The sequence below is a fragment of the Amphibacillus marinus genome, from assembly GCF_900110345.1.
In the GTDB taxonomy this organism is placed as follows: domain Bacteria; phylum Bacillota; class Bacilli; order Bacillales; family Amphibacillaceae; genus Amphibacillus_D; species Amphibacillus_D marinus.
Window position 1 is genome coordinate 174508 of sequence record NZ_FODJ01000005.1, and the last position, 13310, is coordinate 187817.

A 13310-nucleotide genomic window follows, 5' to 3' on the forward strand; every position below is an offset into this window, starting at 1 on the left:
AAAGAGAATTAGGTGGTTTATTATGACTATTTTCACAAGAACAGCCATTAATGAAGCCTTCTCCACAACAATTTATAAACGCGGCTTAACCTATTATCGCCAAGATCGGGTTGTCGACCTTCAACATAAAGTATTAGAAAAGCAATGGTCTGCATATGTGCTAGGCTCAAAAGAGTACCATGTCGAAATTGACGGCAAGAAGCCGCTGGAAAATCATTTCTGTGATTGCCCAGCCTTTGCTCAGTATGATGAGTGCAAGCATATCGTCGCTGTGTTACTCGAAATTTGTGATGAATTGGATGAAATGAAGCGGGAAGAGGACGAATGGTTTAATGAGGGACGGTCTGTTGATTTTTTTGAAAATCCCGTTGATCGAACCGAACAACTGATTGATCTGTTTGCTGAAGTACCAGCAACGCTGCCGCAACAAACAATCGCACAGCCTAATAGGCAATGGCTTACGGTAGAATATACACTTCAAACAAATATTCAAGCTGACTATCTTAACTTGTTGGCGATTGAGCTAAAAGTTGGGGTTGAGCGAACTTATGTCGTGAAGAATATTTATGATTTTCTTACTGCTTGTCTTGAACAGCGCTCATTTTACTTTACGAGCAAATTCACTTATGAGCCAATGCTTCATCAGTTTAAGGCTGAGGATGAGCAAATTATTACTCAGTTGATTAACGCGCTTCAGCAAGAGCGTTTTTACGCGCAAGCTGGTCACTCGCTCTCTGGCTATCACCGTGGTGTGGTACTGTCATCAACTGTCGCTGATACCATCTTGCCGCAATTGGCAAAGCTTCGTTGTTCGGTCACTGACCGCAGCTATTCAGCCAATGTTCAGTTGAAATGGCTAGAGGAGGCATCACCTTACCAATTTGACTTAACAAAAGGCCAGTTGCACTACGAAATTGATTTGCAAGCATTGATTGCGTATCCTTATTTTGAAAACTACGGCTATGTAGTTGCTAACACAACAATTTATAAGTTAACTCATGCTCAACAGCCACATGCTAGAGAGCTTGTACGCTTTGCTAGCCAGCTATATTCTCCTATCCTCGAGGTTAAGCAAGAACAAATGAATCGCTTTCTTTCTCATGTCATGCCGAGGCTTGAGAAGGTTGGGGGAGTAACGGTAGCCCCCAGTATTGCGCGTAACATTGTTAGTCAGAAGCGGGAATCAAATGTTTATCTCGACTATCTTGATCAGCAGCTTGTTGCCCGAATTGAGCATTGCTACGGGGAACAGGTTTTTAATGCGATGGATAAGCAGGTTCAATTATCCGATCATAGATTTTTAATTCGTGATGTGGACAATGAAGCGATGATTATGAGCGTGTTTGAACAAGCAGCTTTTCATTATAATGGTGCGAGTCTGTATCTGGAGGATGAAGAAGAGATGTTCTCCTTTTTCTATCAAAGCCTGCCATTAATTGAGGGAGTGGCAACTGTTTTTATGACTGATGCGGCTAAAGGATTGATTATTGAAGAGCGTCACTATCCGACCATTGCTACAGATTATAATGCGTCGAACCAGTTACTGGATGTTAGTTTTGACTTTTCAATGATTGCCGATGAAGAAATTACCGATCTGCTCAGGTCCCTGACAGAAAAGCGTCGCTATCATCGCCTTAACAGTGGCGCATTTGTTCCGCTTGAGCAAGTTGCCTACTCAGCTATTGGTGAGCTGATTGAGACCTTTGACTTTAGTGAGGAAGCGATTAAGCAGGGTAAGCTCTCATTACCTGCTTATCGGAGTGTTCAACTTGATGAAATTGCTAATAGCTCTGAAAAAGTGAAATATAATCAAGGATTTCGCAAGCTGCTTCAGGAATTAAGAAATCCGACCGCACAGTCCTATGCGCTTCCTCACGGTTTACAAGCTGACCTACGTGACTATCAATATGACGGCTTTCAATGGTTTAGCAGCTTGAGTAGCTATTGTTTCGGTGGTATTCTGGCTGATGATATGGGGCTGGGCAAGACTGTTCAAGCCATTACCTATATTTTATCTGAATGGGAGCAGGGTAATCATGTATTGGCGCACCCCGCGTTAATTGTTGCGCCAGCCTCACTTGTCTACAATTGGTTGCGTGAGCTGGAACGATTTGCCCCCAGTCTTAATGTTGGTTTACTATATGGTGGGAAAGCTGAACGTGAGCATGCGGTAACGATGCTTACTCAGAAGGACGTCTGGATTACCTCGTACCCACTTGTCCGGCAAGACAGTGCGTTGTATCAGGATCAGACGTTTTCAATCCTGATTTTAGATGAGGCACAGGCACTTAAAAACGATACAACGAAGATCACCAAAGCTGTTACGCGGTTGCAGGCGGCACGACGCTTTGCTTTGAGTGGGACACCAATTGAGAATGCTTTGACTGAGCTCTGGTCCTTATTTCAAGTCATTATGCCTGGTTTGTTTCCAGCTAAGCGGACATTTAAAGGGCTATCGCATGAGCAGATCGCAAAAATGAGTCGACCGTTCATTTTACGGCGCCTTAAGCAAGACGTATTAAAGGAACTACCAGATCGAGTCGATACTGTTCAGCATTCTGAATTAACGAAGGAACAGAAGCAAGTTTACCTTGCCTATCTTGCCCGGATTCAAGAAGAGGCAGCTTCAGCATTATCAACAGACGGCTTTCAAAAAAGTCGGATGAAGATCTTAGCGGGATTAACAAGGCTACGACAAATATGCTGTCATCCATCGTTATTTATTGAAAACTATGCAGGAACATCAGGGAAGCTTGACCATCTTATGGAAATGATCGAAAATGCGCTAGAAAATAACCAACGGCTGTTAATTTTTTCGCAGTTTTCAAGTATGTTAAAGATTATTCAAACGGCTCTTGCACAAAAAGGATTAACCGCCTTTTATCTCGATGGTCAAACACCGAGTCAGGAGCGGGTGAATATGGCTGACCGTTTTAATCAAGGTGAGCATGATCTGTTCTTAATTTCATTAAAAGCCGGCGGAACAGGCTTAAACCTAACGGGGGCAGACATGGTTATTCTCTATGACCTGTGGTGGAATCCCGCTGTTGAAGAGCAAGCTGCTGGGCGAGCACATCGAATGGGTCAGAAAAAGGTTGTTCAGGTTCATCGCTTAATTGCGGAAGGCACAATTGAAGAGAAGATTCATCAATTACAAGAACGAAAGCGTGAGCTGATCCAAACCATTATTCAACCAGGTGAAACAAATGTCTCGAGTTTAAGTGAGCAGGACATTCGTGAGTTACTAAGTTTGAGTTGACAGTGCTGGGGCAACACTTAATAGCTCGGAATTGTAGTGTCTGGATACCTTCAAGAGAGAAATAGGATATAAGCTAACCCTTTGTGACAGCATAAAGCGGCAATTGCTAACCGTGACCAAAGTTAACTAACAATTGCCGCTTTACTTCGTTTATTTTACCCCTACTGAATAGGCACTTTTTAATAAGCAAAAGGGGCGTATCGCTACTGATGATGCATGCATCTGTCGTTATTCTCTTCTTCTAATGTCATTCATTCTTTTTTTCACTTCGTGGCTTTGAATGAAAAAGGCATCCTTTAGTGAGATAACAAATCTTTTTCCCTTTATTTTTTTTGTTTCTAAGATGTGTCGGCTGGGTATTTTCAGATAGTATTGGCTTGTTAAACTGTACAGAAGGGCAACTTCCTCTTTAAAGTCCTCATCATCGTATACATGAACAATTAGTAAATTACACAGTTGCTTGAGCATGGAGATCCTCCTTTAATACGGCTTACCTTTATTCTATCATTTCAGCTCGGACTATTGTTAATAGAATGGCAGATAACCTTTTTTAAGAGAATGTGCTCATTAATCATTTACCAGTTGCCTTCAAGGCGATCTTGAATGATTGATTCAAAAAATGCTTCATATGCGTCCACATTTAACGCGCGATACTCAGTCTCAAATTCGTTCCAAGCGGCTTCGAAATTAGCTTGATCACCGAGAATAATGCGCGGATAATGGCGCTTTAGCACCTCGTCAGCATTTGTGGAAAACATGTCGACATCGGAGCCAGGGACAACGCTAGCGCTCCAAGCTGGAAACCATGGCCGTTCCTCCGGTAGACTGAATAAGTCTGAAAATGTTTCTAAGCCATAAGCGTCAAGGAGCTCTTGGTCCTCATCTGTATATGATTCTCTCGCTACTTCTTGTTGACGAGCTGGATCAACTGCGTTGCCATCAGCGAAAGTGCCATTTAGGCGTGGCCAATTCCATGCAAATGTATTCATACCGAAATCATCTAGGAATGATTGGGAACGTAATTGTTCAATCTGTTCAGCTGTGCGATAGTAGCGGCCCTCATCATTGACTTGATAATGCTCACCCTCAATCCCCCACATAATTAATTTCTGATTATCTTCTTGAATGAGATAGTCCCAATATTGAATAATGCGTTCAGGGTTAGCCGCATTAATCGTTATCCCCGCGCCACGATTCTGGACAAAGGCAGGGGGATCAAGGTACTGATCCTGCATCTCTTCATCAAAAACGATTGGAAATGCCATGAATTCTGCTTCTGGCTTACCCGTATCGCGAAGGGTATTCATGGCATCCCTTATCCCCCAACTGTAATCAAAAAAGCCAAGGACACGGCCTGATGAGAGCTTAGCAGCATAATCATCACGATTCATAACAAACATCTCTTGATCTAAATACCCCGCTTCATTAAGTTCGTTTAGAGCCTGTAAATAGCGTTTAGCATATTCAGAATCTGCATAGACACGCGCTTCGTGGGTATTCATGTCGACCATTACCCCACCATCATTTGGGAATCCGGCTAGGTGATTAGGCGCGTTTGATATTCGGAAAAAGCTGGTGTCATAGCCCATTCCGGTGAATGGAATCGTCGTCATCCCATCAATTTCGGGGTTTTCATCAGCATAAGCGGTAATGAGATTAAAATACTCCTCTAGTGTTTTAATCTCTGGATAATCATTTGCTTCTAGCACGCTACGTCTAATCCAAAACGCGCCTTCTTCTATATTAGCAGGTGGTTGGTAATCATTTATTGTCGCTCCAAAGGGAATGTAATAAATATTACCATCGGGATAAGTGAAGCGATCAATGTAGTCAGCATACATGTCAAGAATATTTTGACCATACTCTTCAAGTAAATCATTGAGCGGGATAAATGCGCCAGCGTCAACAAGCATATCCTCCGTTCCAGCGCCAACAATGACATCAGGGTAAATCCCACCTGCTATCATAACACCGATTCGTTCATTTAGATCACCAACAATGTGTTCAACTTGAAAGTTCACCCCAGTTTCCTCTTCAAATTGCTTGCCAATCTCGGTTTCATTCGTATTCATGTCCTTACCACGACCGCCAATAAAGTATTCATAGGTGACAGACTCAGTCCCACTTTCGTTTGTGACCGTATCAGTCTCCCTATTGCTACAAGCAATTAGAATCACGAGAAACAGAAGTAAAAGTGCCAGTTGAAGAGATTTTCTTATCTTTATCATCGTCGCTACCTCCTTTTTTTGGCCTTCATCACGTTGATGAAAACACTTACATTTTAAAGGAATGAAGTAAGATTTAAACCAAAAAACTATATAATAACCTTAAATAACTAAAGATGTAATAGTTTTCTAATTAAATAGTCCTAATTTAAATGAGCATTACCAAACGTCGACACCACTCCTTCTAACTTCACGTAGAGAATAGCGTTGTTTTTTTAAAGGTCGAATAAGAAGCTTTGAGTATTAACCTGAGCATTTTTTTAAAAAAATAATGTTGGTCGCAGCTAACCGTATTACCATAATCAATCTTTGTACCTTGCTTGTTGATCATCACGATTAGCTAAGCAAGCTCAATTATTTATTTTATCATTGCTGTAATAATGTTAAATGTAATATGCTTACCATTCCTCTACGGACATTTCTCTTCACTGGTGAATACTCTCGGCAATGGAGTCTGGGGCTAGACGGAGTGGTGCGAGTGGGGAGAAGCTTCCAAACACAGCTACTTCAATGTACAATTACATGATAAGCAGCTTCGTTATGCTTGCTGTGGGTATTATTTTATTAGTTGTTAATAAAAAACGGCGCATGGTTAAAAACTAAAACAGAATAGCTAGTGAGCTAGCCGCCAAATATAGTCTAAAGACACATATTTGGCGGCTTTAATTTACCTTTATCTGGTGACAAACATCCAGTATTATCGTAGTATAGAAATAGGAAAAAGAATTTAATAACAATAGTGAGGGTGTTATAATGATTTGTCAAAACTGTGGCGAACAAACTGTTCAGCATTCGACCACATGTGCAGTCTGTAGCCAGCCATTGGCTAACAAAGAAGATGAGCTAATCGAATGCTCACAAGATCAACAGTTATTTTCAAAGCGGCAAAAAATTAAGCTAGCCATTACATTAGGGACTATTTTATGTTTAGCTGCCCTTTACTTTGGATTAGCTCATTACTATCGCATCGATGCCCAAGTTGATCGATACATGCAGTTACTGGAAAGAGGAGATGCTGAGGAACTGGCAGATGTACTCGATACAGTTAATCCAGATTTTACAATTAATAAGGCGAACATTTCTCCGCTTCTTCAGCTTGCTGAGGAAGCTCATTACATTAATGAGCTAGCTGCCCGGTTGAAGCATGGCAAGGATGGCTTTGATCAGCAATATGAGCTTTATTTATTACAATCAGGGCGTTTCTTTGGCTTGTTTAATCGTTATCAGCTAATGGTTACGCCAATTTATCTTGAGGTGAACTCTGATGCCAATGGTGCCTTTCTATTTGTAAATGGGGAATCGTATAATCAGTATCAAACAGAGCACCAGATAAGTATCGGCCCAGTCGCACCTGGTGTGCATCTTTTTGAGGTGCAAATGGATCAGTCTGGTGCTTTTTATAATCAAGAGCAGCTTACTTTGCTTGGTCAAGGCGGCCAGCTTGTCCATGTCTTTGTACCAATAGATGGAATCATGATTAGGGTTCGTTCAAATGTTGAATCCGCTGAGGTGTACCTTAACGATGACCATATTGGTCAATTAACAGATTACGAAGGTGAGTTTGGCCCTTTTGATTATCAGGAAGGGAGTGAACTATCGTTACGAAAAGTGTTTCCTTCAGGTAGTCATGTATCTGATGTTGTTCCCGTTAGTGAGGGAAGCATGGACTATATGTTTGATCTGGCCCAAGTCTTTGATAGCGACATTGAGCATTTTGTGCAAGCCTTCTATTTTAATCTCGAAGCATTTAGCCGAGAACCTAGTGAAGCAAATGCTGCCCAGATTGAAGCGGCATTATTTAATGGGAAAGATAATTCGCTCTATCAGGAACTTTACGAGCAAGCCGCCAGCAGTGATCCCAACCTTAAAGGCTTGTATTTGCGTTCAAACGTTGAGATGATCGAATGGGTTGATGTGAATACCTATCAAGTTGATTACCAGTTAACACGTGAAGAAATATTTGACCATAATTCTGGTAAATCCGATATAGTTGATGTCATGACTGTAAGCGGATTAATTAATTACAATCCTGATACGGAGCAAATTAAATTACAAGCAATCAAGGAAATAGGGGATTAGTAGTACTTAATCGTTAGCTAACCTTATTGACCAACTCTAAGTTATGCAAATAATCACTAACTATTACTATAAAAAAACATCCGGTAAATGTGCTATAATGCTTTGAAAGCGCGCCCATTTAAAAAACGTGAAATTTAAAATGAAAAGGGGATTCTCCGTAATGTCAACACAGTCAGCAATGAATCACTATTTAAACCCAGTTATAAAAGGCTTTTATCCAGATCCAAGTGTGTGTAAGGTTGGTGATGATTTTTTTCTTGTATGTAGTTCTTTTCAATACTTCCCAGGTGTCCCTATTTTCCATAGCCAGGATCTTGTTAATTGGACGCAAATTGGGCACTGTATAACACGAGAAAGTCAAATTGATCTAAACAAAATCGAGAGTTCAGGGGGGATTTTTGCCCCGACAATTCGCTATAATGATGGAAAATTTTATATGGTAACAACAAATGCCACAACGCAACAGAATTTTTATCTATGGACCGATGATATTTACGGTGACTGGTCTGAGCCTATTATTGTTGATCAAGGGGGAATTGACCCTGATTTATTTTTTGAAAATGGTCAATCATTTTTTATCAGTAATGGTCAAGATGATCATGGCGTTGGCGGTGTTGTGCAATGCGAGATTAATATTACGAACGGTCAGAAATTGTCTGAAAGCAAAATCATTTGGCAAGGAACAGGTGGCCGGTATCTAGAAGCGCCACATTTATACAAGATAAATGATTGGTACTACTTGATGGCAGCTGAGGGTGGCACTGAATATGGTCATATGGTTACCTATGCTAGAAGTCAATCTCCGCATGGCCCATTTGAAAGTTATGCCTTAAACCCTGTGTTAACCAATCGTAATCTAGGTGGTTATGAGGTACAAGGTGTTGGTCATGGTGATTTAATTGAGGATAACAATGGTAATTGGTGGATGCTTCATCTTGGCTTCCGTCAAATTCATCGCTGGTTTACTTACCATCACCTTGGTCGAGAAGTATTTTTAACGCCGGTTACATTTGACCAAGACGGTTGGTTTACTGCTGGTCATAATGGCACAACCTTAGCTAGCTTTGAAACAAATAGAATTCCGCAAGATGTTAAACAAACAGAGAAGAAGATTTTTACTTTTGAAAACACAGCATGGGCTATTGATTGGTGTTATTTACGTCATCCTGATTTAGAAAATTATTATTTGGAAGCGGACCAATTACATCTTAATGGCTCTAATGTTACGCTTGATCATGCTGAATCCCCAACATTTATTGCATTAAGACAAAAGGACTTTGCGATGGAAACCTCCTTTGATCTTAAATTAAAGAGTGGATCGGCAGGCATCACGCTATATATGGATGAAAATCATCACTATGATTTATATCTGCAAAAAAATGGGGAACATCTTGAAGGGAAGTTAAAACTAAATATTGGGGATATTAAATCTGTTGTGAATACAATTAATTTAAGTCAAACCGATCAAGCAAGGTTAATGATTAAGTCGGATAGTATCAATTATAGCTTCTTCATAGAGACGGGTGCCGGACAGATAGAGCTTGGTCAAGCTCAAACAAAATATCTATCATCTGAAGTGGCTGGTGGATTTACCGGTGTTCTTATAGGGTTATATGCGGTTGGATCTGATCATAGTGTAGATCAAAAATACGCTGCCGAATTTACTAACTTTACTTGTGCATATCATTAATTCGCAATAGACTGTAAATTTTTTTAGGCTCGTCATTATGAAAGGAATGAATGCATCATGCGCCATGTACTAGCTTTTGATATTGGAGGAACGTTTATTAAAAGAGCAATTGTCTCCGAGGGTGGGGAAATAAAGCACTTGGAAAAAGTCACGACACCTACTGCGTTAGCTGAGTTATATTCTGTCATTCAGGCAACGACTAGTCAAATTGATAGTGAAATAATCGGGATCGCACTTAGCGCCCCTGGAGCTGTTCAGGATAATGGTGTAATTGCAGGAGTTAGTGCTTTGCCCTATATTCATGGGCCTAATATAAAGAAGGACATTGCTAACTTAACGGGATTACCCGTTGCGCTTGAGAATGATGCTAATTGTGCTGCTTTGGCTGAAGGCTGGGTAGGGCAAGCAACTGATGTGCAAGATTTTGTCACGTTTGTCATTGGGACGGGCATTGGCGGGGCAATTGTTAAAGCCGGACAAATCCACAAAGGGGCTCACGGTCAAGGTGGGGAATGGGGCCAGATGATTGTGAATGAGGATGGCAAGTTACAAGCATATAGTCGCGTCGCTTCGACGGCTGCCTTAGTTAGACAAGTTAGAAAAGCCCATGACTTAGGTGCTTTAACAGGCGAAGCAGTGTTCCAATTGGCTGAGGAAGGCGACAGTGCAGCGCTGGAGGCAATTGAACGCTTCTATGCTAACCTAGCCATGGGAATATGTAATATCCAATCCGCTTATGATCCGGAGCTTGTGCTCATTGGTGGTGGGATAAGCACGAGAAGCGGTTTAGTTGAACAAATTAATCAGGCCATTAGGAAACTCGTTGACCAAATAGATGAGCTAACTGTTTATCCAGAAATTCGCTTATGTCAGTTTCAGGCAGATGCCAATTTGATTGGTGCAGCGAATCATTTCTTTAAAGTTTGTAGCTAATTAATGAAGTGTTCTAAGCCATCGGTTTAAACAACCGTGCGTTTTTATTAAAAGCGCACGGTTGTTTTCTGTTTAGAAAAAGCTTTCCAATTAATTTAGCTAGTTATTAATAATCAATGTAACGGTTAGCTTAGCACACTCAACCGTCGCACCGTGTTACGAATGACCGAGGTAAAGGTTGTTGTATCCTTAGGTAAAAGTCAGTCAACACGCTAATCTTAAAAAGTTTTTTAAAATGTTCATGTTTGGAATCCGTAAAAGCAGTTATGAAATTCATTTAATTCAGTAATTGGCGTTTTTTAATGTAAAGCAATATTCCAGCTCCAATTAATAAGATAGTGACTCCTGCTATAGCATAATTAAACATCGATGTCGCTGTATTAGGTAGTGAAATACCAGCATGCTGATTTCCAGTTCCGCCTGGCGTACTTTGTTCCGGTGCAGGAGTTGGTGTGACGCTATCTTCTTGCTCATCTTGATCCAGATCGTCATCCTCAGTCAAGAAGATATTAGGATTAAAAACGGTGAAGATACTGAAATGGTCGGTACTAGCTGTAATGTAATTACCATCCACTTCACCACCAACCTTGTCCCAGCTGTCATTGTCGCTGTTCCAATAGTATACTGCTAAATGCTCATCCGGTGTTGCTTCACCTGTATAAGTAAATTGGAGCTCAATCGGTTCGGCAAATGATCGAATAATTTCGCCATCAACTGTAATCGTCAGTTGATAGATTGCACTTTCTGCTGCTTGTTCGTTTGGTAAAGCTTGATCGACCAATAATTCAAAGTCAATCTGAGCAGCACCAGCTAAGTTTGCGGCTGGTATTCGAATGGTTAGGTTGGGCAGTTCAATGATAATTGTCGCGGCCTTTTCGTTTAAAGCTGCTACTTGGTCAGCCGTTAATGATACCCTTGTGACAGCTAAATCAGTTAAATCTAGTACAAAGCTGCTATTGCTAGCGGTTTCATTTACAAAGTCATCGCTAACATAAACAGTAGCACCATCTACGGTAATCTGCTCGACCGTCTCAGGTTCTTCCTCTTCTTCTTCCTCCTCTTCAGGCTGCTCAGGTTCATGAGAATCATTTTCGACTGCATAACCCGTTATGTTACTGCCATCGCGGATAAGTTCGTACTCTAGCACTTCACCACTCCAGAAGTGAAGGCGAAGGGTGACTGGAACGCCTGACTCGATTTCATTAAACAAGTAGCTGTCCCCAGTTGACCCATCGTAAGGGAAGGTAATCCGGTTCTGACCATAGTCTGGTGAGAAGACGCGACCAAATTCTTTAAAGGTCGTCCAATCATTAGGACCGGCTGCTGTTCCATCATCGTATACAGCTTCAAGCGTGGCAAGTTGATCGCCATTAAAATTAATTGGAATGAAAAAGTCGTGATAATGTCCCGTATTGTCTTGCGTGACTGGTGTATCAAAGACAATTAGGTTTACTTTCCAGTTAGGCCCTTGATTAAAATGTAGTTCCACAGTTGCACTTACACCAGCTTGGTCAAGGTCAACGACTTGTTCTAAAAAGCTGGCACTAAAGAGGACCGCGTCAGAACTAACGGTATAGTCTGTTCCATCAACGAGAGTGGTGCCGTTGTAACTAATCTCCTCTAGAGCAAGTCCATGAAGATTGAGGGCAAGCTCACGGTCTGCTATCGTTTCACTTTGTCTAAAATAGATAAAATCCCGTTCAGCTGTTGCCGAGCGTCCGTCAAATCCGGCCCGCATAATATTATAAAAGTCTTGATCATACCAAGTGTAGTTGAGACGGTTAAAATGCTGTCCGTTATCCCAAAGCATATGAACAAGGTCATTTTCTTGCATGTAGTGAATCGCGTACTCGAAGAATTTTAGCTTTTCACCCTGCTGAACAGTATCAACATGCGTATCGAAGCCAAGCAAACCAAATTCGCCCACAACAACAGGGATGCCGTTTTCGGTAAAGGCACTGTGCACACGGCCAAGCTGCTCATGCATGTGGTCAATTGATTCTTGATCAAATTCAGTTACGCCCGCGATATTGACACTAAATGGCCAGTAGCTGTAATAGTGTACAGTCGCAATTAAATAAGGGTCATCAATCTTGTCAATCCATGCAACTAACGGCTCAACATCTTCTTGATCAGAGCTGGTATCCATTGTTGGAATAATTAATGGTCGAATCGCGTTAGTACCACCAGAATCTCTTACGATGTCATAGAAGCGATCGTTTAATAGATCAAGTAGCTCTTGCGCATGCTCCTCATCAGTATTAAAACGAGGCTCATTAATACTCTCGAACATGACATCAATCGAATGGTCTGCAAAGTGTGCGGTTAGCTGCTCCCAGATTGCTTCAAAGCGAGCAAGTGCCTCAGCCTGATCGGTAACCATTTGGTTTTCTAACCAGACCCAAGAGTCATGATGAATATTAATCATCACCTTCATATCCGCTTCAAGCGCCCAATCGACTGCTTGTGTATAACGGGCTAAAAAGTCGGCATCAATTGTATAGTCTGGTGCTCCATCCATCCGCTGGTCAAAGGTGATTGGCAGGCGAATGCTGTTGTAACCAGCAGCGGCAATGGATTGGATTAATTCTCTGGTAACACGTGGATTACCCCAACCGGTTTCATCTGCTCCAAGCGCATCGAAGGTATTACCCAGATTCCAGCCTGGTTGCATCGCATCTGCATAATCCTCAATATCATAAACCTCCTCTGCGACAGTAGTAAAGCTAGGTAAAAGAACAAAAAATGCTAGAATGGTTACTAAAGTAAATTTGATCTTCATAAATGCGTCTCCTTTTTACTTGGTTTAATTAACTAATGAACCTCCTTTCACAATATTTGCAACAAAATTGCAAACGCTTACAAAAAGGTTATCATATGTAGAAAGTAGATTATACCGAACTAATTAGTGGTAAAATCACTCCAAGACTAGAGGGGGGCAAAAGGCATATTTTTATCACTTGGATTAGCTAAGAAAATTGAGTTGAAAGTATGGTATACATTCGTTTTTTAACCAATTATTTTAAAGATAGATCTCAGATCCTGTGAGAAATAGCTTATAAAATTGTGAAACTTCTACAGGTAATCTTTTTAAAAAAATAATTATTAATCAGTGGATAGTCAC

The 13310-nt window shown here is 41.1% G+C and carries 8 protein-coding genes; 5 read left to right on the forward strand and 3 right to left on the reverse strand.

The window, feature by feature from the left end; genetic code table 11:
- Nucleotides 1-22 precede the first annotated feature (22 nt).
- The gene (locus tag BM000_RS08955) at nucleotides 23-3259 is read left to right on the forward strand and encodes a DEAD/DEAH box helicase (RefSeq protein WP_091497053.1); all 3237 of its coding nucleotides are present in this window, start codon (nucleotides 23-25) and stop codon (nucleotides 3257-3259) included.
- 228 nt (nucleotides 3260-3487) lie between these two features.
- Here the strand turns inward: BM000_RS08955 and BM000_RS08960 are convergent, their stop codons facing one another.
- Nucleotides 3488-3727 carry a hypothetical protein gene (locus tag BM000_RS08960; protein WP_091497055.1) on the reverse strand — a complete coding sequence of 80 codons (240 nt, stop codon included), beginning with the start codon at nucleotides 3725-3727 and terminating at the stop codon, nucleotides 3488-3490.
- A 107-nt stretch (nucleotides 3728-3834) separates the two neighbouring features.
- On the reverse strand, nucleotides 3835-5487 hold the full coding sequence (locus BM000_RS08965) for an extracellular solute-binding protein (protein WP_091497057.1): 1653 nt from the start codon (nucleotides 5485-5487) through the stop codon (nucleotides 3835-3837).
- A 444-nt stretch (nucleotides 5488-5931) separates the two neighbouring features.
- Here BM000_RS08965 and BM000_RS17185 point away from each other — a divergent pair, with 444 nt between their 5' ends.
- The 4 genes from BM000_RS17185 to BM000_RS08985 all read left to right on the forward strand — a co-directional run bounded on the left by BM000_RS17185 (nucleotide 5932) and on the right by BM000_RS08985 (nucleotide 10186).
- Nucleotides 5932-6087, forward strand: coding sequence for an LPXTG cell wall anchor domain-containing protein (locus BM000_RS17185; protein ID WP_091497060.1), 156 nt, complete (start codon nucleotides 5932-5934; stop codon nucleotides 6085-6087).
- 150 nt (nucleotides 6088-6237) lie between these two features.
- Nucleotides 6238-7563, forward strand: a complete 1326-nt coding sequence (locus BM000_RS08975; protein WP_091497062.1) for a TcaA 3rd/4th domain-containing protein — start codon at nucleotides 6238-6240, stop codon at nucleotides 7561-7563.
- 160 nt (nucleotides 7564-7723) lie between these two features.
- Nucleotides 7724-9253 (forward strand): glycoside hydrolase family 43 protein, encoded by a 1530-nt coding sequence (locus tag BM000_RS08980; protein WP_245751618.1) that lies wholly within the window; start codon nucleotides 7724-7726, stop codon nucleotides 9251-9253.
- Nucleotides 9254-9310: 57 nt separating this feature from the next.
- On the forward strand, nucleotides 9311-10186 hold the full coding sequence (locus BM000_RS08985; protein WP_091497064.1) for an ROK family protein: 876 nt from the start codon (nucleotides 9311-9313) through the stop codon (nucleotides 10184-10186).
- A 277-nt stretch (nucleotides 10187-10463) separates the two neighbouring features.
- Here BM000_RS08985 and BM000_RS08990 read toward each other — a convergent pair whose 3' ends face one another.
- Nucleotides 10464-12968, reverse strand: a complete 2505-nt coding sequence (locus tag BM000_RS08990) for a cellulase family glycosylhydrolase (RefSeq protein ID WP_091497167.1) — start codon at nucleotides 12966-12968, stop codon at nucleotides 10464-10466.
- Between the last annotated feature and the right edge of the window lie 342 nt (nucleotides 12969-13310).